This is a genomic window from Gardnerella sp. KA00718 (genome assembly GCF_049244285.1).
GTDB lineage: Bacteria > Actinomycetota > Actinomycetes > Actinomycetales > Bifidobacteriaceae > Bifidobacterium > Bifidobacterium vaginale.
The window spans coordinates 608,340-632,980 of record NZ_CP058370.1 but is presented as its reverse complement, the minus strand read 5'-3'; the positions used below and the strand labels follow the sequence as shown (position 1 = coordinate 632,980).

Here is a 24,641-nt window from a genome sequence, read left to right as displayed (position 1 = left end):
TAGATGCGCACTAGCAAGCAGATTTAGTGTCAAGATACACGCTAACGGATGCAAACACCAACGCTAGTACAGATAGCACAATCAACGTTGGACGCATAACAGATGCGCAATGCATCATTGGACTTTTGCAAACACCAATAAGGAATGTTGTAGTAGCGATCATAAACAGAGAGTTAACGATTACAGCAATATTTAAGCCAGCACGAACGTGTTCTTTAACAAATAGCGCAATAATGCCTAGAATTGCAATAACTACGCCAATTCCAATAGCCACGCGGCTGGTGTAGTAGCATGCCATAGGTTGCATCATCATAGGCATTTTTTGCATTTTATGCATGCCTCCAGTTGAGCATGGTTTTGCAAATGTCAATGGCGCTATAGCAATAAGAATTCCAAAAATAATTGCATGAAGCGATGCGAATAATTTGTTTTTCATAATAAATACCTCATTAAATCTAGTTATTATTTTTTAGTGTTGCTTTTTAACGCAACACGCTTTACGGCACTTACGTTTGTAAGCGCCACGCCTTTTAAAATCTCTTTATAAATACAATCGCAATGTTTAAGAGCTTAATCGACTTACTCTTGAGTCACGAATCTTACACATTTGCGGTTTCGTCTACTTCTATATTTTTCCTACTTTTATATTTTTTCGTATAGCTTAATAGAAAACAAGTCTTGAATATTTTGTTTTAGTGTATATAATCGCGCACTAGTTATAACAATATTACAATTGACAATTTAAAGTAATCTTCAATAGGATTTCATTATTTTAAGTGCAACATTTATAAAACAAAAAATTTTACAATTTTACAATTTCTCAATTGGTGCAACTCTTAACATGAGTCTTTTTACACCATCCGAACCAAAGTCAACTGTAATAATTGAGTTTCTTCCCTTGTCTTGCGTTTTAAGAACAGTTCCAAGACCGTAAGTGTCGTGCGAAATTTTATCACCTTCGTGGAAATCGTTGATGTTTAAGTGATTGTCTTTTTCTTGCAAACCTTGTTTTTTGTAAGACAATGATGATGAAGATGACTGCAAATTTGAAGTGAATGATTGATGCTGGTATGATGCACTCGATTTTCTGGCGATGCGAGTGGTGACTTTTCCAGACTTTGAACCATACGACTTGCCATATGAGCTGCCATATGAATTAGAGCCATAAGACTTTGAGCCATACGACTTGCCATAATGCGATTTTCTGTAACTCGATCCGCCGTAAGTGGTGTACGAATCGTCGTCCCAACCGCCATCGCTTCCAAAATCACTGTCAAAATCGCGGTCAAAATCACTGCCCGCTCCCCTAAGCCCAGCACGCATAACATCTGCTTCCTTGCGCTTCCAAGAAATCAAATCGGCAGGAATCTCGTCCAAAAACTGGCTTTGGATCATTTCCGCTGACTTGCCCCATTGCGATCTCTCAGCCGCCCAAGTGACGTACAAAATCTTCTTAGCGCGAGTTATGCCAACGTATGCAAGACGACGCTCCTCGCAAAGCTCCTTTTGATTGTCAACACAGCGCGAATGAGGAAAAGTGCCCTGCTCCATTCCAGTCAAAAACACAACAGGATATTCCAAACCTTTAGCCGTGTGAAGTGTCATAAGCGTAACTTTTCCAGTATCTTCGCCCTGGTCTGGAAGCTGATCAGAATCCGCAACCAAAGCCGTAGTCTCCAAAAAACCAGCGACATTAGCATCAGGCGTATTCTGCTCATACTCGGCTGCAACAGATTGTAATTGAGACAAGTTATCTACTCTAAATTCGTCTTGAGGGTCCTTAGACTCTCGCAAATCCTGCAACAATCCGCTCTCGTTAAGCACGTTCTCCACAACCTTAGAAGGCTTGGAATCGTTAGCTTTCATAAAGTCAATAAGCGAAGTCATAAGATCCCTAAAACTCTTAAGCGCATTAAAAGTTCTAGATGAAATACCAATTTGTTCTGCAATCTTATCTATTTGACTAAGAGCAGACCAAAAACTTATAGAATTTTCTTTTGCATAAGACGTAATCTGCGACTCAGCACGCGCACCAAGACCACGCTTCGGAACGTTTAAAATGCGGCGCATATTGACATCGTCATCAGGGTTTGCAATCGACTGCAAGTAAGCAAGCGCATCTTTGACTTCGCGACGCTCATAGAACTTAGTTCCGCCAACAAGTTGATAAGGCAAGCCCGACTTAATAAGCGCATCTTCTAAGCTACGCGATTGCGAATTTGCGCGATACATAATCGCAATATCTGAATAGTTTACGCCATCTTCGCCTGCCAAACGCGCGATTTCTTGAGCAACCCAAGAAGCCTCACCTTGCGCGTTATCTGCTACATAACCGACAATCGGCGAACCTTTGCCTAAAGATGTCCACAACTTTTTAGGTTTTCGATTAGCGTTGTTGGAGATCACAGCATTTGCAGCATCCAAAATGGTTTGCGTAGAGCGATAATTCTGCTCCAACATAATTGTTGTAGCGCTTGGAAAATCCTGCTCAAAGTCTTGAATATTGCGAATATCTGCACCGCGGAAAGCGTAAATTGACTGGTCGGAATCGCCAACAACCGTGATTGAAGATTGCGGAAGTTGAGTGGAATCTGGTGAAACAGTGGAATCAGTGGAATAATCATCCACACCTGCAAGCTCACGAATCAACACGTATTGCGCGTGATTGGTATCCTGATATTCGTCAACCAAAATGTAACGGAACTTTCGCTTGTAATACGCGCTAACTTGCGGATTTTGGCGCAAAAGCTTAACCGTTAACATAATCAAATCGTCAAAATCAACAGCATTCGAAACGCTAAGCCTATTTTGATACTCCGCGTAAACAGCAGCATAAAGCGCATCAGCATTGCCAGCAGCATTAAAGCTAGATGCACCAGATACAGACGCGCCTGGCTTATAATCTGGTGCGTAATTTTTAAGATTTTCCTGCCAAGTAACCAAATTATTTTTAAACTCAGATATCTTAGACAATAAAAGTTTAGGAGTAAACTTTTTAATATCAATATTCAATTCGGATGCGATTATTTTAACAAGACGCTCACAATCGGAAGAATCGTAGATAGAAAAACCTGATTTTAAGCCGATTGAATCGCCATGAGCGCGAAGAATTTTAACGCAAGCGGAATGGAAAGTGGAAACCCACATGCTCTTTGCACTATTGCCTATTAAGCTCGCCAAGCGCTCGCGCATCTCCGCAGCCGCTTTATTTGTAAACGTGATTGCAAGAATTTGGCTCGGCCACGCCTTGCGATTAGCCAAAATCCACGCGATTCGGCGCGTAAGAACACGCGTTTTGCCGCTGCCTGCGCCAGCTCCGATTAAAAGCGCTGGGCCAGTGTATTGAACAGCCTTGGATTGCTGTGGATTTAAGCCTTCTAAAAGCGATTGTGGGTTGATTTCAGGAATGTTGGAAGATTGTGCGGATGTTTGAGCGTATTGGGCAGCGGCAGAAGATTGAGCTGTTTGGGAAGATTGTACGGAATTTGAATATTTTGCGGAAAAATCGCCAGCAACCGTAGAAGCAGAAACTTCGCTCGTCATATCTTTATTAATAGGTGCATCGCTAATAGGAGCATTGCTAATAGAAGCATCGCTCTGCTCGTCGGCATCTTCTGGATTGCCAAACAAATCAAAATCGTAACCGTACTTGCTCAAAAGCCCCTCACTCCCGTGTTCCAAATCGCAAAAATTAAACTCTAACCAATTTTAACGAACGGCAGCCAAACACAAATCGTGCGTTTTGCACGGCGACGATTTCGAGCTACAAAATACGGAATCACCTTCCGCTTTTTGTAGTCCAACACGCCACGAATCGCTACAAAACCCGTCGTCTTTTTCCGCTTTTTGTTGTTCAACACGCTGCCCAGAGCTACAAAATGCGCGGGCGCTACGGCAGGTTGGCGCGCAAAATGAGTCAAAGCGGGGGGTAAGCTATACAGATACCGCTGCACACGCAAAACACGGCGCAATTTGAAAGGAATAATCGTGCAAGAACTTGAAGAACGTATCCAAAAAGAAGGCATTGTTAAGCCAGGAAATGTTTTGAAAGTTGACGCATTCCTTAACCACCAGTGCGATTGCGCGCTTTTTGACGCAATGGGAGCTGCATGGGCGCAGCATTTTAAAAACACGCAAATCAACAAAATCCTAACAATCGAGTCTTCGGGAATCGGAATCGCGTGCGTTGCTGCGCGTCATTTTGGCAACGTTCCAGTGGTTTTTGCAAAGAAAGCGCAATCAATCAACTTGGATGGCGATCAATACGTGTCTACCGTATTCTCGTTCACAAAGCAACGCGAATTCCCTGTAATTGTGTCTAGAAAATATTTGAGCGCAGACGACCGCGTTTTAATTTTGGACGATTTTTTGGCTAATGGCAAAGCTTTGCAAGGGTTGATTGACATTTGCGATCACGCTGGAGCCACGGTTGCTGGCATTGGCATTGCGATTGAAAAAGGCTTCCAAGGCGGCGGAGATGCGTTGCGCGAAGCTGGATATGACTTGGATTCGCTGGCGATTGTGGAGTCGATGGATCCTAACGATGGGTCAATCACCTTCCGCCAATAGCCAAGTCAATATGATTGTGCGCAAATTGTGAAAAAATTAAACATAATTCTTCACAAATCGCAATTTTGCGTAAAAATACGATAAAGTAGTTCGGTTGGTGTTTGAAACCTATTACTCTAAATGTGCTAGCTTTCAACATGCAATTTTTAATAATTTTCAATAAGATAGCTTGATCAAGATAGCTTTAATCGGCTAGTTTTCAACTGATTGGCGGCTAAACGTATGAGTGATGTTGTGATTGTAAGCGCAGCGCGCACACCGATAGGAAAATTCGGAGGCGCGTTGAAATCGCTCACATCTGTTGAGTTAGGAACAATCGCAGCAAAAGCCGCAATCGAACGCGCAAAAATCAGTCCAAAATCTGTAGATCAAGCAATTTTTGGCAACGTACTTCAAGCAGGCAGCGGTCAAAACGTTGCGCGCCAAATCGCGCTTAGCTCGGGGCTTGACGAGTCAAGTTGCGCAATGACAATCAACGAAGTTTGCGGATCTGGTCTTAAAGCCATTCGCCTTGCGCAATCTGCGATTTGCATGGGAGATGCAAAAGTGGTAGTTGCTGGAGGCACGGAAAGCATGAGCAACGTGCCGTTTTACGCGCAAAACGTGCGATTTGGTGGCCTTCGCTACGGCAACAGCGCACTGGTTGATGGACTAAAAAAAGACGGACTTTGTGACGCTTTTACTGGCAAAGAAATGGGAGTTACTGCCGAAAACGTGGCCGCGAAGTTTGGCATAACGCGCAAGCAGCAAGACGCTTTTGCGTTAAAATCGCACCAGAAAGCCGTTTTCGCGCAAAATAACGGCGATTTTGACGCGGAGATTGCACCCGTGCAGCTTTTGGACGGAACTGTGATTAACAGAGACGAGCATCCGCGCGCCAACACTTCTATAGAGAAACTTTCTAAGCTTAAAACGTTGTTTGAGGCGGATTTTGACAGGTGCGAAACTGGTGGAATGCGCGAGGCAGATGAAACTCGCGAGGCGTATTCTGGAGCAAAACACTCTCCTACTGTAACAGCCGGAAACGCAAGCGGCATAAACGACGGCGCAGCAGCACTCGTCTTAATGAGCAAAGACTACGCAATCGCGCACGGAATCGACTATTTGGCAGAAATCGTAGGATTTGCAGAAGGTGGAATCAGTCCAGACCTTATGGGCTACGCGCCAAAACACGTTATGGAACGCATGCTAAAAAACACGGGCTACACCGTTGAAAACATTGACCTTTTTGAGATTAACGAAGCGTTTGCCGCACAAAGCATAGCCGTGTGCCAGCAGCTGAACATCAACGAAAGCAAACTGAACATAAGAGGCGGCGCGATTGCGCTCGGGCATCCTTTGGGCGCTAGCGGAGCCAGGATTTTAACAACACTTCTTTACGCACTTAGAGACAATCACATGCAAAACGGTGTTGCAGCTCTGTGCGTGGGAGGCGGAATTGGAGTGAGCATGCAAGTTAGGATGCGAAAGTAGACGTGTGATAGACGTGCACGTGTTGTGACACGCGCGAAGTAAGTCGCAGAACGCATACGGAGTGTTGTGATACGCGCGGTTGCTGGCGGTGAATGTGGCGGTTGCCGGCGACTTGAATAGCGTCAATAGCGTCAAAGCAACATTGCAAAAGTGAAAATCGCGAAAATGACGTCAAAAAAAAATGGAGAAACATGGCAGCTTTTCGAGAATTAAGCGTAGAACAGCGCATAAAAACGCTGGAATCAGAAGGCACGCTTAGCGGCGATTACACGCAACTTCTGCTCGCACAACTCGCGCAAAGCAGCGAAACAAACATTCCTGCAAGCGTTGCAAACAGCATGATCGAAAACCAAATCGGGCGATTCAGCCTGCCAGTAGGCGTTGTGCGCGGCCTAAAAGTAAACGGAGTTATGCAAAACGTGCTGATGGCTACAGAAGAGCCATCCGTAATCGCTGCCGCATGCAACGGTGCAAAAATCGCAGCAAAAAGCCTAGAAAACGGCGTTGTAGCACACAGCGCACATTACGTTACGCGCGCACAAATAGTTTTTGAAGACGCGGACGGAAGCGTAGCCAAAAAACTAGATAGCATAATGCGTAATGAGTCAAAACGCACGGCGATTAGTGAGGTTGCGCGCTCCGCACACCCATCAATATACCAACGCGGCGGCGGATTAGAACGCGCGCAGGCGGCGGCGTTAACAGGCTTCGCCAAGCTAACACTAGACATAAACGCATGCGACGCAATGGGAGCAAACATAGCAAACACCATTGGCGAAGCTGTTAAAACCCAGCTGGAAAGCTGGGTTGGACGCAAGGCGCTGGTGGCAATTCTTGCCAACTCCAGCCGCGCGGCAACAGTCGCCGAAGTGCGCATACCCGTAGAAGCGCTTGTGACTAGCGCAAAAACAGCCGCGGCTGGAGATGCCGACGGCATGCGCCTTGCGCGCCGCATCGCCGCCTTAAGCTCCCTGGCCGCCGTAGACGCGGAGCGTGCTGCAACCCACAACAAAGGAATCCTAAATGGAATAGTTGCAGCAGCACTCGTATCTGGCAACGACACGCGCGCATTACAAGCCGCCGCACACGAATGGGCAGCAAAATCTGGTCGTTACATGCCTCTTTCAACCTGGACCTTGCAAAATTCAGGTCAAATCCTTTACGGTCGCATCGAAATCCCGTTGCAAATCGGCACAGTGGGCGGCGCAATCGCCTCGCTCCCAATGTCAAAAGTCGCGCTGCAAGTTTCTAAAGTCAATAACGCCAATGATTTCCGTAACGTTCTAGCAGCCGTAGGACTCGTGCAAAACCTGGCGGCTCTTCGCGCACTCGCAGGTCCTGGAATCCAAGCTGGTCACATGCGCCTTCAAGCCGCAAATATCGCTATAGCATCTGGAGCGCGCGGAGACGAAATTCAAAAAGTTGTGCACGCGCTTCTAAACGAAAATTCTTCCGATTTAAACACGAATTCTGCAAGGATGATTCTTGATAATTTGCGAAAAGACAAAAATACTTAGAGTTTAAAATGATAATTACACGTGTTACTCGGTTAACTGCGACTTCCTTCTGTTTGGGATAAGTCGCCAGCAACCACGCCGTAAAATTTACACCACTAAAATCGTCCTTAAAAAAAATCGCCTTAAAAAAAAAATAGGAAATCATGAGCAATACTTCAAAAAACACGCCAAAAGTCGGAATCGACCGCATAACTTTCGCAACCCCAAATTGCTATCTAAGCATGCGCGACCTTGCGATTGAGCGCGGAATAGACCCGAACAAATTCACAATCGGAATCGGTCAAAGCCAACAGGCAGTGCCACCAAACCACCAAGACATCGTAACACTTGGCGCTCAAGCTGCTCTGCCGCTTATGCAGTACATCGACAGCAACCGCCTCAAAATGGTGATCGTTGGCACAGAAAGCGGCGTCGACGCCAGCAAATCCAGCGCGCTTTATATTCACAAACTTCTAAACCTTAGCTCGTGGGTGCGCTGCGTGGAAGTAAAAGAAGCGTGTTATGGCGGAACTGCGGCGCTTATGATGGCTCGTGACTACGTTTTGACGCATCCTGGCGCGCAAGTTTTGGTGATTGCTGCAGACATTGCGCGCTACGGCGTTGGCACTCCTGGCGAGGTGACGCAAGGCGCTGGTGCTGTGGCGATGCTTGTAAGCGAGAATCCACACGTGTTGCAAATCAACGACGACAGCGTTGTAAAATCGGCGGAAATCCAGGATTTTTGGCGTCCCGTATATCAAAGCACGGCGTTGGCTCGCGGAAAGTTTTCAACCGAACAATACATTCGCATGTTCTGCGACGTGTGGCAGCGGTACAGTGCGGAAAACGCCTGCAATTTCAACGATTTTGAGGCGATTTGCTTCCATCTTCCATACACAAAAATGGGGCTTAAAGCGCTTCGAGCTGGGTTGGAGGAAAAGTCGAGCGCGCCTATTACAAGCGATACGCGCGAACGTCTTCTTGCGCGATACCAAGACAGCACACAATATAGTCGCCGAATCGGTAATATTTACACTGGTTCACTCTATTTAGGATTAATTTCTTTACTTGATTACGATTATTTTAAGAATTTTGACGATTCTGCGGTTGATGGCGATAGTGAGGTTTCTTGCGACTTATCTTCCGCAACACACACAAACGAATCGCCGACATGCCTGTCTCCTTTACTCTCAGGTCAAAAAATCGGCTTGTTCTCCTACGGTTCTGGCGCTGTAGCAGAATTCTTTAGCGCAACACTTGTTCCAGACTGGCGTAGCGCGCTGTTTTCTAATCAGCACTTAAAGTCGCTAAACAATCGCACGCAATTAAGCGTTTCGCAATACGAGGAGATGTTTAACAGCGCAGCGCCTTATTCTCCGCAGGATTTTATAAGCAGCCAGAAGAATCGAAGTGGCGCGCGATTCGTACTTGACTCCATCGCATCTCAAGAGCGTAACTATCGTTCTATCTAGTCTCTCCGCATTTTGTAGCTCAAAACCACGTCTCAAACAACAAAAAGCGGAGTTAATTGACGCACTTTGTTGTCAATATTTTGATATTGCGCGTTTCGTACAAATGTACTATAATCAAATTTTCAAGGGTTTATATAGTTGTATAGAGTTATACAGAGTCTTACAGAATTTTAGGAGGATTTATGGGAGATTTTGGAAATTTTAACGGCAATTATGCTGGCAATTTTGCGCAAAACCCAACAATTGTAGACGCGCAGGCTACTTATGTGCGCGAGCATGCTGAGCGCGTGAGCGTGCGTCGCGTTTACGCAGAGATGACCGTTGGCTTAATAGTTACAACGCTTGTGGCAATGTTTACACAAAGTACGGGTGCGCTTTACTCTTACTTGTATGCTACGGGTCGATTTGGATTCTTCGGCATTATTATTGCGCAAGTGGTGCTTGCTGTTGTTCTTGGAATGCGCGTTATGAAAATGAGCGTTTTTGCTGCGCGTGCGATGTTCTATGTATATGCTGCGCTTACTGGCTTTACGCTTAGTACGATTTTTACTGTGTTTAGTCTCGGCTCTATTGCAATGGTTTTGGCTTTAACTGCTGGATTCTTCCTGTGCCTTACAATGCTTGCGCTCACTACAAAAGTGAATATGCTTAAGGCTGGCCCGATTCTTATGGTGGCTTTGCTGGTGTTGTGCGTGAGTCAGGTAATTCTTATGTTTGTTGCTCCAAGTGCTGGAACAATGCGATTTATTGCTGCGATTGCAGTGCTGATTTTTGCAGGTCTTACGGCTTACGATGCACAGAAAACTCGTGCGATTTTTGAAGCGTATGCTGATCAGCCAGAAATGATTAAACGTATTTCGATTATTTGCGCGTTTAATCTTTATTTGGACTTCATCAACATGTTTGTGTACTTGCTGGAGTTGCTGGGAAATAGGCGCGACTAGATACGAGTATGTGCGTTTTCCTAGGGATTATGGTAGGCTATTCGCTTGTGTGATTGATGCGCATATTGCGTAGCAATCACACATGGATGGGTGTCCGAGCGGTCTAAGGAGACGGTCTTGAAAACCGTTGTAGGGAAACCTACCGCGAGTTCGAATCTCGCCTCATCCGCGAACGGGGTTTCTAGCAATTTGCTAGAAACCCTTTTTTGTTCTTTCCATTTATAACAACAAAAAGCGGAAGATTTTCCCGTTTTTGTAGCTCTAATCAGCGTGTTGAGCAACAAAAAGCGTAGATGATTAATCGAGAATGTTGTAAATCACGCAACGGCCACAGGAACTCCCGCAGAAAGCAGCTTCTTCTTAAACTCAATCGGATTCAAGATATCGCAATAATCAAATCGCACAACCCTAACAACTCCGCAATCCATAAGACACCGCTCTCTATTGCGTTCCTTCCTAACTGCATCACGATTATATCTATATAAGTTATTTGTGCTGAAGTTGTTGACATTTTCAACACTTCCATCAAAATACTCAGTACGCAAGTCGCAAGCAACCGAGCGGCTATCAAGCAAAGTTCTATCTTCAATCAAATATTTATCAGTGCCATCAAACTCTCCAACAATAATTTTTCCGTTAACTTTCCACATAAAATCTGCGCGATATGGACTCTGTGGATAATTCGGGTTTGGAAACTCGTGCTGCAACTCTGGCTCCACAAAACCAAGCTCAAGCATTATCGCCCGCGCAAGTGACTCTCCGCCGTTTTCGCTCTTAGGGTTCGCATAGTTTACCAAAGTCTCCATTCGCGACAAAACATCAAATTCATCGGTGCCAAGAAAATTTGGATTGTTAATAGGAGAATAATTTACACCATAAAAATCCGCGTTTTTTGGATTCTGAACACTGTTCAAGAACTGCGGCGTATCGCTACAACAATCCATGGAGCCGTAAAATTTACGACAAACACGCAAAATTTTGTTAAGATCTTCACCTTTTCGAGCAGCAGAATCGAAAGTTGCTAGCGACTCGGAGAACGACCCCTTCCAAGCGCACACGTAGAGAACGTTGTAAATGCTGGCAACATGACTAATCGCAAGCTCTTCAGCAGTCGGAATATGCCCAAAAGTATGGCCAAATGACGACGCCGCCTCATTTTTATAGCTGTTTTTATTAAAATCATCAAGCCTTATGCCAGACTCATCCTCTATTATGTCTGAAAGTTTTAGTCGGTTATATTTATGTCTAAATGCACTTCGCACCGACTTTTTCTTGTCCAAAGCAGATTTTTTACAATTTGAAGCAAATTTTTCCGCATAACTAGACGACACATATATTTCGGTAAGCGAATGATGTATGTAAGGCAAGTGAACCACCTCCAGCCCCAAAAGCACAGCGGCAGTTTCGCCAGTAAAATTCCACTTTTTTATCTTTATCTTATTTGTAAGAGTGACTGCAATACGCTTGACTTTATCTTTGTACAGTAATCGATTCCAGTGATCGCGAATAGCGTAGAAGCCATTGTAAGGCTCAATCAGCTCTCCAGACTTAAGATATCGGCGCAGAATTGAGCGATCGTTGAAACGCGACGCCATTAGGCATGAATTATTTCGCTCCGACTCAAGTAAATTGTTCATGAGTCTGGCAGGGAGATTTGTATTTCTACAAGATTCCTCTGCACCATATGAGAAATTTTTGTTAGTAAACATAGACCGATAATAAGTGGCGGCGTTGCGCTTGTAAATAGATTTTTAGCAATGTGGTTAAAGGCTATAAACCGTTGAAAACCGCGCGTTTTGTAGCGATTCATGGCGTGTCGAGCAACAAAAAGCGTCAAGTTTTCCCGATTTTGTTGCTCAAAATGGCAAAATCAACAACAAAAAGCGGACGATTTTCCCGAGAATGTTGCTTAAAATGGTGTGTCGTGCTACAAAAAGCGGAGATGTAGGTCGTCGCGCATTAGTTGTTACGACTCAGGCGCATCCTCCACGCGCGGCGCACCATTAATATCGCGATGAATACCCTGCATTTGCGCCTCAATTGCCTGCAAATTCTGCGCGCACTCAAGCAGCGTCTTAGAATGCTCCGCCAACTTTGCGTCCGGCAAATCAGCCTTATAGCGCAACGCGTGCTCCAAACTCGCCCAATAATCCATTGCGATTGTACGGAATTGCACTTCCACAGGCGTGTAATGCGCACCCGACGACAAAAACACTGGCACAGCGTAAATCACATGCAAACTGCGGTACCCATTCGGCTTTGGGTTTTTAATATAATCCTTAACCTGCAAAACTTGAATATCCGTTTGCTTGGAAAGGTATTGCGCAACCGCGTACACGTCGTCGCGATAGTTGCAAATCACGCGGATTCCAGCCACGTCGAACAGATTGTCGCGAATCGAACGCGTTGATATGCTTAGGTTTCTGCGGCGTAGCTTCTCAAAAATCGAGTGCACGGATTTTAGTCGCCGCTCCATGTGATGCACGGGATTGTGCGAAAATCGCACCTGAAACTCGCCGTCCAAAATCTCCAGCTTCGTGCTTATTTCGTACATCGCGCCTTCGTACACTTGCATCATGTTTACGAATTCGTCCATTTGATCGGGCGGAAGATGCGGCGTTTCGCTTTTTATAGGTGATTTTTGCGCGGACTTTTCGTCAGCGGTTGCTTGCGACTTTTCCGCGGTGGCGTCTGGCGCCCCACCATCTCCCGCTCCTTGCAAGCTGGCGTAAAGTTCGGCCAAATTTAAACGATTATGACGATCAAGTATCACGGTTCTTATTCTACTCGTAATTTTGTTATAAGTCTGATAATCGCCTGAGAATATGCGCGACGACCTGCCTTCGCGCTTAAAGCGTAGCGAGCGAAGGCAATTCGGAGCGCTGAGCCGCTCAAGGCAGAAGCACTGCTTCTGCGCGGCGAAGACGTGAGCGCGGCTAATCCGCGCGAACGATGTGACGCACTTTCTAGCTCTAAACAGCGTGTTGGACTACAAAATCGGGAAATAGCGCTAGCGCAGTTTAATCTCGCCGCGCCCAACCCACAGTATGTGCTTGCCGCGAATATCCCACTTACGCCGCCTCTTACCAGCAACCACAGTGATCATCATGGCAAGAATCGCCGCCGAGAATATCATCGCAATAACAAACAACGTCATCCATAGCGGCCATTGCACATGGTCTTCTGGCGGCGCAACAGGGTCCGGCAGCACACGATACCCCGTAACCAGCAACCTATGCGAGTTCACACCATACGGCGTACAAGTAAGCAGCGTAGCTAAATCGCGCCCCTTCTCGCGCTGCAGCAAACTTATATCGTGCGGATCCACCACGTTTATACGAAACACCTTGTAACGCAAGGTCTCCCCTTGCACATCAAGATAAAAGTAGTCACCCTTTTTAAGGTCTGTTAGCGAATCAAACATGGTTGCGTTCGGCAAACCAGTGTGCGCGGTGATCACAGTATGCCGCCCCTTACCACCCACTGGCAAATCCGTGCCGTACAAGTGCCCCGCGCCTCGCGCCAACGTGTCTTCTTTTGTACCGTGGTAAATCGGCAGCTTTACGCCAATCTTCGGAATCTTTATAATGCCGATAATGCCCATCGGCTCCTCAAGCGTTTTAAGATAACGCTTGTATCCAGGCGTGTTAGTTATATCTTCCTGACCGTCGCCTCCGTACGGGTCGCGCGTGAGCATGTCTTTGCGCGTTGCGTTGTAGCGCTTTGCGCCGCGAATGTGCGCGCGCCGCACGTCGCCAGCCTGATCGTGATTATACTTGTCGTACGCTGTCGATATCTCCTTCGAAACGTGATTGTTCCACAGCGTTGAGCACACAGGGTAGCTAAAGCACAAAATGCCTGCAAGAACCAGCGCAATCGGCTCTAGGATACGCATCAGTGCGCTTTTCTTTTTAGTTATTTTTTTAGTTTTAAGTGTATTTTGGTTTATATTTTTGCTTGAGTTGGATCGTGGAGTTTGCTCTTCGGCTGCTTGCGATTCTTCCGCTAGCAAATCACTCGCACCAGCCACACTGCTCGTGCTAGCCACACTGGAGGTACGCTTCGCCTTATTCTTAAACAATTTAGCAACAGCGCGCTCGCTCAACGAGTGGCACCAATTGCTAATATCGGCTAGCTTCATAACTCCTCCAAGCTCAAGCTATTTAATGAAAGATAATATTTGGTTTGATTTTGCTACAAACGCAGTGGGATTTTGTGCTTTTTGTTGCTCAAAACGGCAAAATTAACAACAAAATCGGGAAAAACTTACCGAAAATGTTGCTTAAAACCACAAAATCAACAACAAAAAGCGGAAAACGACGGGTTTTGTTGTTTTAACAGTCCACATAGGATTGAGTCTAGGGTTTTTGCCCTAGACTCAATCGTTATAGACTCAATCGTTTATAGATTTAATCTTATAGACTCAATCTTTATGATTTGCTAATCAACTGAGCAAATCACGCAGCCTGCTGCTCTTCTTCCTTCTTGCGATTCTTAAGGAATACGAACATACCAGAGCCCACAAGACCAAGACCCACGAGAGCGAAGATAATCACGCCAGCAGCACCAGTCTTTGGAAGCTTGAACCAATTCTTACCATTCCCATCAGGACCACCATTTGGAAGATCCTTGAAAGTATAGGTATAAACATTATCAGTTGATTCAGCAGCTGGGATGGTCACTTCGTCTATAGATGGAGACAAAGCAAAACCATCAGGAGCTTTAGTTTCTACAACGTAGAAAGTTTCGCCAACCTTTGCCTTAAATCCAGCTTTTGTTAAACCAGTGTTTTCAGCAGTTTCAGTATCAGTATCAAAACCCTTGGAAGACTTATTCTTGCAGTTATCGGCAGTACGAGATGAATCGTTCTTGCAGGACTCTGCATCAGCCTTCTTAGCAAAGATTGCAAACTTTGCGCCCTTAAGAGCTTCACTTTCCTTTGCTCCATTAACCTTCTTAATCTGGAACTCGCGAAGAGTTACCTCGGATTTTGTATCAGGAGTTGGGTTTACAGGCTTTGGCTTATCCGTGTCAGGAGTACCTTTCTTATATCCTGGTTGGAAGCCATACTTGTTGATAAGCTTTCCTGAAGCAACACTATCTTTAAGTGTAAACTTAAGTTCTACTTTCACTTTCGTAGATACATTTGTTTTATACGCTTCTGCAATCTTTTCTAGACCAGCATCTTTAAATGTGATCTTAATGCGCTTACGCGTCGCTTTATCAACGTCACTATCGCTTACACTAACCTCGTAATAGGTTTTGCCTCCTTCCTTCTTAATCTCAGTATCACCAATAGAAACTTTCTTGACTACGTTTGCATCAATAGAATCGTATGCACTAATTAATGCATCATCCCATATTGCAAAACCATCAAAATCTTCCTTTGTCACATTTGCAGAAGGTGTATCGCTATTTGTCTTTATTGCGCTTTCAATGGTATATGGCAAATCATCTTTTACGCCAACCATGCCTTTAGTATCAACGGTCTTCTTAACAGCATCCTTAGTGTAAGCGTTCTTAGGATCAACAGTTACGTTATACTTGTAGGTATTATCTGTTGAATTATTAACACGAGTGACTTCTGGAATAGTCATATAGAATGGCTTCGGAAGCTTTTCGTATCCTTCTGGAACTTCAGTTTCTTCTACTTTATACAAACCAATTGCAAGATCACCGAATTTTGCTTCACCTGTATCATTAGTTGTTTTTTCTGTTCCAGCATCAAATGTAAAACCATTAGCTTCTTTTGGATTTGTGTTAACAGATTCAACCTTGCTTGCAACAGTCAGCCAATTCTTATAATCAGTTAAATCAAAGTTCGTTACTTTGTAAACCTTGAATTTTGCATTCTTAAGAGGTTTAGACTTATCATTATCACCTTTATATTCATACTTAGTGATCGTGATGGAACCCTTCTGAGTCTTGCAAGCATCAGACCAAGGTGCACCATTATTGCATGTAGTCTGAGCAGCCCAAGCGGAGCTGCCAGCAACCACGGCGCCAGCAACGCACAGCGTGCCAGCCATTGCGAGCGAAGCCACCGCGGCAACGCATTGTTTAGTGAACTTATTCACTTTCTTCTCCTTTATATCAGTGCCCTTTTGGGCAGGTTTTTGAGGAAAATACGGTTATTGTTTAATGTTTATTGTTTATTTTGTGTTGCGATATATAGGCAAGCCACAATCTGTAAGCAAGCCACGGTTCGTGATCGATCCACAATTTGCGAACGAGCCACAATTATTCATCGCGCTAATGTTTACGCGAATCGTAGTACGCAACAAGTTTTAGCGAGAATCGCACCGCAAGCTTGCAAGCCAGCGCTACTCTTTCGACTAGCCGACTAGCAGGATTGCGTGCAAATTTTTTCATCAGCATCGCCACCTTTCGCTACGTCGCCTTAAAGCGCGAAGCTTTTTGGCAGTTTTGCAGATAAAATCTTTAATCAGTGTCTTACGCAACAACGCATCAAGCATCGCGCGCCCCCACTTGGTTTGCTCAAGGAAGAACCCAGCTGCCATCACGCCCGTGCCAATCACGCACAGCACGCTCATCAGCATGTTCCAGTTCACGCAATCTTCCCCGCCTGTCTTCGGCAGCTTAAATTGTTCGACCACGTGTACTTTGAAGGATATGCGATCCCAGTCTCTAGATTGCGCTACGCCAGCAAGTTTTACATTCCACATATCGGTTGATGAATAACTACCATCATTCTGAGGAATACCATCTTTAACAGCTTGATTAAAAGCAGTAAGCGCATTATCTTTCAGTGCAAAAACAGAGCAAACATACGTTCCAGTCTCTTTTGGAGCACCTTCGATTTCTTCTTCCCTGCGAGCGGTTGAACTTTCCACGCTTCCTGCCTGAGTATTATTCGCATTCAGCATTCCATACAAAACATGGTCAGCAGAACAATTTCCATTTTCTCTACAATCTTTCTGCTGAGATTCGGTCGCAAAAGTCCATTCAGGAGTGTTTTCGCCATAATCATGACCCAGATGCATGTTCAATGTATCCTCAAGTCCGCGACTCCACTTATTCGTGTTGTCTTTTGAACACATCATACGTAGATGAATCTTGGTCTTATTTTTTACGCTCCAAGCTTGTACAAACGGATTTCTAATAAGACCAATGCCTTTCATAACAGTAAGATCATTACTACCATTAAGCACACTGTTAGTATCTTTAGATTTAGTTAGACTCATTCGCAAATCGTTACCGCTATAGCCCAAATCAGTTACTTTAACTGGAGCATACACAGGGTTCATAGTATTAGTTGCATTATCATCATGCTTAAACTGGTTATTGCCAGCATCTGGATCTTCTGATGTAGAACCATCTGGATAATGCACAACAACATGTGTCTTATAATGGTCTTTTGGAGTAACAGTTACGTCTGGATGGAATGTAACATTACCATACCTAGAGCCTGCACCTATTCCAGTATCATTACCATTGTGATTAAGCGGATTGTTATTATCTCTAGGAGCATTACTATCCTTCTGACCATTCTTCCAGAATGACCAATCATATGCGTCTTCAGATGAAGATGCAGCACTACCGTCATCCTTCTTCAACTCAAACCACGTACCGTCAGGGAACGATACACTGTCTGATATAGCTCCATACGCAAGCGACTTAGTATTTACATGCTTCCCAGTTGGCTTCTTATTCTTTGGCAAACCAGATTGTACTTCATCACCAGCTCGAACATTTACTTTATCATACACAGGATTGTAGTTGTGAGCTTGAGTGTGAATGTGGATTGGTATTGTGCGAGACTCATAATCGACACCTTTTTTAGCCTTAACAATGTTATTGCCACTGCCACTAATATTCCACTGGAAATCTTTTAAAGGATCAGTATTATTTTTACTTGCATCTTTGTTAAGTTTTTTTACTGCATTATCAAAGTTAGTAAGCAAATTATTAGTATCTTTACTGAACTGCTTCTCTTTAATCGCGTACACTACACACTCGTAGTCGCCAGTTTCCTTTGCAGTACCCTTAATCCATCCGCGAGTACGCTCGGTAGTTTTTTGCGAATTACCGTTAGAAATATAGTCGTCGTATAAATGCTTAACTTCACATTCATTGCTATTTTCTTCGCATTTCTTCTGCTTTTCAGGATTTTCAGTATGATCCCACTTTTCTACATTTTGCATAGTAATTCCAGCAATGCCACCAGATTGATAATGAGACTTAGTGCCATCTGGATTATTCCTATAGCAAATAGTGCGCAGGTTAATCTTACCAGGCTTATACTGTGACCATGAATCAAGCCAACGACCCTTACTATTATTAACTGTAAGTTCCTCGTTCTTACTAAGGTTAATCGTAGGATCATTCCAATTACCGCCACCTTCACGATCACTTACATTCAGGTGTAGATTATTAGCATCTTCATCATGAGAACGAAGTACGTTAACTGAAGCAAAGACTGGCTTACCGTTGTTACCAGAATCAGAATCTTCTGATGTAGAACCATCTGGATAATGCACAACAACAGGAGTTTGATCTGGATTATTCTCACTTGTAGCAGGGAACCACTTGTGCGGACGGAATGTTACTTTACCATATAATCCATCTTTGCTTTTAGCTGAATTATTATTATCAGTATTATTTTGCCCATCTTCAAAGAACGAATAACTCAATGGAGGTTTATGAGCATATCCTTTATACATCTTAAACTCAAACCAAGTACCTTCAGGAAGTTCTCCTTCCTGAACCTCACTCTGGTTAAGTTTTGCTTTGTTAGCATCACGAGCACTCTTTGGACGTTCTGATGTTTTCTTAGTACCAGCCTCCATAGTAATGGTCTCATACTTAGGGTTGTAGTAGTGAGCGTCCGAGTGTACGTGAATTGGGAATGTTACAGAGTCCCAATCAACGTGTCTTTGAGTGCTATTCTGAGGATTTGTTTTATCTTGCTTATCTGTTAATACTCTTTTAACAACATCTTCAAACTTACGGTCACCAGGTTTCTTTACAAAGTCATTTACAGCCGTATCAAACTTTTTTTGTAATTCACCATTTTTTCCATTGTATTTAAGTTCTTTAATAGCGTACACAGTGCACACAAAGTCGCCATTATCTTTCACTTTGCCGTGCAGCCATCCCCAAGTGCGAGCAGTAGTATCATTCTCATTACCATATAAGTAATGTTTCGTATCACACTGTTTTTTATCTTTACAATCCTTTTTTTGCTGCTCTGTAGCTATCTTCCATTGAGAAGTTTTACCACCTACAGCATTAACCAAATCACCATCTTTGACATTTTTTCTACCTGCAAGCTTCAAACCGTTTATTCCATCAAGTTCATAACTTTCAGGCTTACCAGTTTCCCTATTCTTTTTATAGCAGAGCATTCGCTGGTAAATAGTTCCTTGTTTCTTGCTTGACCAAGAGTCAAAAAACATTGGTTTAGTATCATTACTACCATCGCCTAACGTTTCACCCTTACGGAAACGCACACCATTTTTATCATTATCTTTAATAAGTCGTCCGCCATGAGTTTCACTATCATAAACTTTCAACTTCAAATCATCATCTGCAACTTCTGTAAGAGTTACAGAGACAGGAGCGTAAATCGGCTTTCCGAGATTACCAGAATCAGAATCTTCCGACGTGGAGCCGTCTGGATAATGCACAATTACAGGAACTAAATAATCTCTTGCTTCTGTAGTCTTTTCTGGTTTAAACGTAATCTTTCCATACCTTTTATCAGTAGTTTTATCTTTCGCCTCATTACTACCATTTTTCTTATTGCTCTGATCTCCTTCAAAATTCGACCAAACAGGCTTTTCTCTAGAATCTTTATGCTTAGAATACTTTTTAAGCTCAAACCATGTGCCTTTTGGCAAATATGTTCCGTCTTGCACTAAATCCTTTTGGCTTTGATCATCAGCTGCAACACCATTGGCACCAGTTTGGCTTACTGGAGCAGCATTCATTACACCTTCTGTATTACCAGCTTGTACACTTACCTTCGTGTACTGCGGGTTATAATAATGCGCGTCAGAGTGAACCTTAATTGGCACAGTTCTAGATGTATAATCAACACCTTCTCTTAGACCATTGAAAGTATTTGTATTAATGATATTAGTAGCAGAACCGTCTGAGCTTTCAATCTTGGAATCTTTTTTCTTTGCCTCTTCAAATCTCTTCAAAGCATTAGGTTTCAAAGCATAGACAGTACACTGATAATTGCCAATCTTTGTTGGTTTCCCTTTAATATGACCACGCGTACGCTCCATGGTATTGCCGGTGCTATCAAATAATTTGTTTGCTGCACAACCCTGACCATTTCGACACTTTTCCTGTTCTTCATCAGTTGCATGCTGCCAAGGTGTATCACCTTCTATTTTTATGCCATTAATACCGTTAAGATGATACTTCAAACTCATAGGATTCGTAGTATCAGCGCACACAGAACGAATACTAATATCTCCAGGCTCACGTACAGACCAAGAATCTATCCATGGCTGTGGAGTAACATCGCGATTCTTGCGGAATACGAATCCATTGGTGTAATCAATCTCTTGACCATTTTGGTTCTTATGAATATGGAGCTGCAAGTCACCTGATTCAGAAGCATCTCTAGTGACTATTACAGGGGCATTAACTGGATTACCATTATTACCAGAATCAGGATCCTTTGAAGTTGAGCCATCAGGATAATACACAACTACAGGTCTATTTTCAGGTTGATTAGGTTTAGAAGCAGGAACCCACTTATTTGGGTGGAAGGTAACAACACCAGTTGACTCATTCTTAATCTTTGCCCAAGTTGGTGGATTCTGATACTTATTATAAGTTTCTGCTCTGAACCTAGTGCCAGAGGGGAATGCTTTGCCTCCCCTATCCCTAGGAGAATTAGAATCTTTACCTTCACCAGCTTTTACTGTAGTAGTGTCGTAGTACGGATTATACAGTGAGGCTTGTGAAACAACGTGTATATCAACGCCTTTAACCTTCACAATTGAATTGTTCATTTTACAATTGTTAGGTCTAGGGTCAGGATAGTTTATTTGAACATCAAAATGTATGGTTTTCCCTCTATCAGAAGGCTTAGGACTATACTTAACTTCGCCTGTTTTTGGATTAATATATGCTTCACCAGGTTTCATATTATTAGGATTATTAACTCTTGTAACACCATCAGGAAGTTCTTCTTTAGTACCGAAACTGGTCTTTTTAAAAGTAAATTCTATTCCAGCATCAGTTGGAATTACCTCAGACGTAGTTCTGATCCCTTGATTTGGCATGTCCTTGTAATATTTAAAATCGCCGGAATATGAATTGCCAACCCACTCACCAGTGTTGATATACGGCTTTACGGAAGTAACTTTACCGTAAACAGCATCATTTTTAGACTTCTTTGGGAATTGGATATCATCATTATTTTTAGGATTTAAACCAAACTTAAACTCTTCCAAGTCTGGTATGCCGTCACCATCGTGATCATAGGGACCAAAAACTGTAAACTTGTGCTTATCTCCTGTGTAGGAAATCCAACCTGCCATAAAAGGTAATTTATAAGGATCAACGCCATCTTCAACTTCTGCAGTAACAATCCAGCGAATAGAATCTGCATCGTTATCTTGTTCCCAAGATTTAAATAATCTACCAAAATTACCAGCTCGACGCCATGTATCGACTTCACATGTTGCATCTGTACCTAAACCACATCGTTCAATAGAGTCTTTCCAGAAACTATCATAATCAGGATCACCCGGTATGCGCGTAGAATTACTAAAAACATTATTAAAATCGCTTGGTACTTGATCTTTGCCTCGTAATTCCCACGCAAACTTGTTGCCACCAATACCGAGAATAGCTTTTGTACGATATCTCGTAATTCTTATGGTATTATCCTTGATGTTTTTTGGCAAAATAAGATAAAAATCAGGTCTACCATTATACGCATGTTGAAAATTGTCAGAAGTACACACTGCATTTGGATTTTCTATTTTTTTAAGTCTGCATCCATTTGCGTTAAAAAGAACATTCCAAGTGATGGTCGTTTTTTTCTTTCCATTAATTGTTATTGTATCTATATCTGGTGGCTGAACATCGAAATCACGATATACATCGTGACTCGCAACAGAATCAGGAGAAATATATCCATTACCAATGTAATCCCAAGCAACATTAGCAGCATTAGCTTCTTTTAGCGGCGGCACGATGAGCATGGTTACTATGGTGGCAAAGGTGACAATTATTGCAAGAATCATGTTTCGGAAGATATGCGATTTTCTTGCTGTTTTACCTACGTATGAGCTTAATGAATCATTCTCAGATGATGAAGATAAAGAAGATGATGAAGAATTTACTTGCATATTTGAGTACGAATAAATTGGCGCACTGTGATAATCGGAATCTGGGCGCGTTGAATAGGTAGAGTCAGAACCAGCAGACGCATCTGCCACACTATTCGCATTGTCAGTATCGCTCACAGAAAAAACCTTCTGCGCAATGCGGCACACGCGAGATGCGAAACGAGCAAACTTTGCAGGTAACATAATCGACTCACCTTCGATTGTCATTTTTGGCTAGTTTGTACATCCTAGCCATTTTGGCAATTTCGGCTATTGCATAAGCAACACCCTGCTTTTACACGAATCCCAAAATTGGGCAGAATACTACACGTATCAAGTACAGAAGTACTAAGAGCATTCAAATACATGAACTAGCATTTAGCAATTGCAGCATTTACAAACAACGCTTAATGCGATTCCACATGTGAGCACAACAATAAAGCAGCAGAACGCGCAGCTTTACTAAAGTACTCAAGCAAAAGCATTTAGCAAATATACCCCCCCCCCATAACGAATTGCAAGAAAAAATAGACTTTAACAGAACTTTAAGGAAAAGTTTTTACAATCGTTCTCTTTTACAAAAAAATCTATTGATTGATTGCTAATAACAGAATAGTTTTATGTAGTAGGTGAAGTGTTTTGCGTGACCTGCGTGTCGTAAAACCACAACATCTTGTGGTTCGGATGCGCACTGACCACAAATCGCCAGCTATGTAGTGCGATTGTACTGAATTTCAGCGTTTTTGATACAAACGCACTACATAAAAGCGCTCAGGCAGGTCGTCGCGCAAACTCGGGAAAGCAGATCATTCGTTCGAGCACTGCAGAGTATTGCAAAACGTTACGAGTTTGATAGCACTGCGATACAATTAACAAAGTCAAAGCAAAACACACGGCAAATAACGCGAATACACAAATAACACGGAAGGCAGCACTACGATTAGCTTAATTAGGCGGCAGATTCTGCCAGAGTTTATACCAGTTGGCGCACGAATTGTTGTGCGAACATACAAAGTCGCGCAATTAGGCGGCGACGAAAGATTGCAAACAGCCACTGGCAGATCGCAAGCAACCGACGCCAGCGAAGAAACAACCGACGCCAAATCGCAAAAAATCGAATACCACGACGCGATTGGTCACGTAATCAGCTGGGACGGAGCAACATTGCATCTTATGCGAGACGCGGCAGCAAACGGAAGCCGACCCGAGCAAGAAATGTTCATCGACGCGCGCACAATCGTGCGATTAAAGCCCGTGCCCGAGCGCAAACATCGCAGCTAATCTACGCAAGCTATGTAGTGCGATTTTACTGAATTTCAGCGTGTCGTACCGCGTGCTACGCTTTAAGCAAAAAGGCAGGTCGTCGCGCGAGAGAATGTTGCTCTAATTGGCGTGTCGAGCAACAAAAAGCGGAAAGTTTTCCCGACTTTGTAGCTCAAAACCACAAAATCAACAACAAAAAGCGGAAATATCGTTCGCGCACTACAGCGCAATGTGAAGGCAGATCGTCACGCAAAGCGCTATTCAACAACGCCGTTAGAAATCAGCTCGCGCGCAACCTCGCGATACTCCTTAGCAGTCTTATGCTCAGGAGCAAAAATCGTAATCGGAACCGCCGCAACAGTGGAATCTGGCAGCTTAATCGAACGCGAAATAACAGAATGCAGCACGCGCCCCTGGAAAGCCTCGTAAATCCTTTGCAAAACCTCTTCGCTATGCAAAGTGCGCGTAAACATAGTAACGAGCACGCCAAACACTTGCAAATCTGGGTTGATTCTGTGCTGCACTTTTTCAATCGACTGCATAAGCAGCGCCACGCCTCTAAGCGCAAAGAACTCCGCAGCAACAGGAATAATCACACCATCCGCCGCCGTAAGCGCGTTTACAGTGAGCAAGCCAAGCGAAGGCTGGCAGTCAATAATAATAACGTCGTATTCGTTACGAACTTTGCGCAACACGCCAGCCAAAATCTGCTCGCGACCAACCTCGGTAACAAGCTGCACCTCTGCAGCAGAAAGATCAATGTTTGCAGGCATAACGTCAATGTTTTCGGTGGCAGTGTGACGAATCACATCGTGCACGTCTACAGAAGAATCAAAAAGCGCCGTGTAAACCGTGTTATCAAGCGCGTTCGCATTAATCCCAAGCCCCACCGTTGCAGCGCCTTGCGGATCGAAGTCAACAATTAAAACTCGCCTACCGTATTGACTCAACGCACCAGCGATATTGATGGAGCTGGTGGTTTTACCAACGCCACCCTTCTGGTTACACATAGCAATAATGCGCGCAGGACCGTGCGTTGTAAGCGCATCGGGCGCGCGGAAAGTCTCATATTCGCGTCCAAGTAAATCAGTAGGCATAAACTTC

14 protein-coding genes and 1 tRNA gene are annotated in these 24,641 nt (G+C 43.8%); 7 read left to right on the top strand and 8 right to left on the bottom strand.

From position 1 onward, the window contains the following. Window positions 1-10: 10 nt before the first annotated feature. Together HXT55_RS02465 and HXT55_RS02460 are read right to left on the bottom strand one after the other, a co-directional pair. The gene (locus HXT55_RS02465) at window positions 11-436 is read right to left on the bottom strand and encodes a DUF4418 family protein (RefSeq protein ID WP_004113387.1); all 426 of its coding nucleotides are present in this window, start codon (window positions 434-436) and stop codon (window positions 11-13) included. 374 nt (window positions 437-810) lie between these two features. Then, a complete protein-coding gene (locus HXT55_RS02460) occupies window positions 811-3,657 on the bottom strand; it encodes an ATP-dependent helicase (RefSeq protein WP_421792397.1) in 2,847 nt (948 codons plus the stop codon). Window positions 3,658-3,987: 330 nt separating this feature from the next. On the opposite strand from HXT55_RS02460, the gene HXT55_RS02455 reads away from it, so the two are divergent. The 6 genes from HXT55_RS02455 to HXT55_RS02430 all read left to right on the top strand — a co-directional run bounded on the left by HXT55_RS02455 (window position 3,988) and on the right by HXT55_RS02430 (window position 10,123). Next, the gene (locus tag HXT55_RS02455) at window positions 3,988-4,569 is read left to right on the top strand and encodes a xanthine phosphoribosyltransferase (RefSeq protein ID WP_004113391.1); all 582 of its coding nucleotides are present in this window, start codon (window positions 3,988-3,990) and stop codon (window positions 4,567-4,569) included. 222 nt (window positions 4,570-4,791) lie between these two features. After that, complete coding sequence (locus tag HXT55_RS02450; protein WP_004114646.1) at window positions 4,792-6,042, top strand: thiolase family protein; 1,251 nt, start codon at window positions 4,792-4,794, stop codon at window positions 6,040-6,042. Window positions 6,043-6,233: 191 nt separating this feature from the next. Further along, complete coding sequence (locus tag HXT55_RS02445; RefSeq protein WP_421780072.1) at window positions 6,234-7,559, top strand: hydroxymethylglutaryl-CoA reductase, degradative; 1,326 nt, start codon at window positions 6,234-6,236, stop codon at window positions 7,557-7,559. A gap of 143 nt (window positions 7,560-7,702) precedes the next feature. Beyond that, window positions 7,703-9,010 carry a hydroxymethylglutaryl-CoA synthase gene (locus HXT55_RS02440; protein WP_421792395.1) on the top strand — a complete coding sequence of 436 codons (1,308 nt, stop codon included), beginning with the start codon at window positions 7,703-7,705 and terminating at the stop codon, window positions 9,008-9,010. A 182-nt stretch (window positions 9,011-9,192) separates the two neighbouring features. Continuing rightward, entirely contained in the window at window positions 9,193-9,954 is a 762-nt protein-coding gene (locus HXT55_RS02435) for a Bax inhibitor-1/YccA family protein (RefSeq protein WP_004113400.1), read from the top strand. Between the two features lie 84 nt (window positions 9,955-10,038). Continuing rightward, window positions 10,039-10,123 (top strand) — tRNA-Ser (locus HXT55_RS02430). 148 nt (window positions 10,124-10,271) lie between these two features. Here HXT55_RS02430 and HXT55_RS02425 read toward each other — a convergent pair. From HXT55_RS02425 to HXT55_RS02405, 5 genes are all read right to left on the bottom strand, one after another. Next, window positions 10,272-11,549 (bottom strand): hypothetical protein, encoded by a 1,278-nt coding sequence (locus HXT55_RS02425; RefSeq protein WP_004113402.1) that lies wholly within the window; start codon window positions 11,547-11,549, stop codon window positions 10,272-10,274. Between the two features lie 371 nt (window positions 11,550-11,920). Beyond that, complete coding sequence (locus tag HXT55_RS02420) at window positions 11,921-12,727, bottom strand: GTP pyrophosphokinase (RefSeq protein WP_004574898.1); 807 nt, start codon at window positions 12,725-12,727, stop codon at window positions 11,921-11,923. Between the two features lie 237 nt (window positions 12,728-12,964). Further along, a complete protein-coding gene (locus HXT55_RS02415; RefSeq protein ID WP_174190865.1) occupies window positions 12,965-14,095 on the bottom strand; it encodes a class C sortase in 1,131 nt (376 codons plus the stop codon). Between the two features lie 316 nt (window positions 14,096-14,411). After that, window positions 14,412-16,031 (bottom strand): SpaH/EbpB family LPXTG-anchored major pilin, encoded by a 1,620-nt coding sequence (locus HXT55_RS02410; RefSeq protein WP_421792392.1) that lies wholly within the window; start codon window positions 16,029-16,031, stop codon window positions 14,412-14,414. 294 nt (window positions 16,032-16,325) lie between these two features. Beyond that, entirely contained in the window at window positions 16,326-22,478 is a 6,153-nt protein-coding gene (locus HXT55_RS02405; RefSeq protein WP_421792789.1) for a Rib/alpha-like domain-containing protein, read from the bottom strand. A 795-nt stretch (window positions 22,479-23,273) separates the two neighbouring features. On the opposite strand from HXT55_RS02405, the gene HXT55_RS02400 reads away from it, so the two are divergent. Continuing rightward, entirely contained in the window at window positions 23,274-23,555 is a 282-nt protein-coding gene (locus tag HXT55_RS02400; protein ID WP_009994887.1) for a DUF6725 family protein, read from the top strand. A 239-nt stretch (window positions 23,556-23,794) separates the two neighbouring features. On the opposite strand, the gene HXT55_RS02395 is transcribed toward HXT55_RS02400, so the two are convergent. Next, window positions 23,795-24,634, bottom strand: a complete 840-nt coding sequence (locus HXT55_RS02395) for a ParA family protein (RefSeq protein WP_004113420.1) — start codon at window positions 24,632-24,634, stop codon at window positions 23,795-23,797. Between the last annotated feature and the right edge of the window lie 7 nt (window positions 24,635-24,641).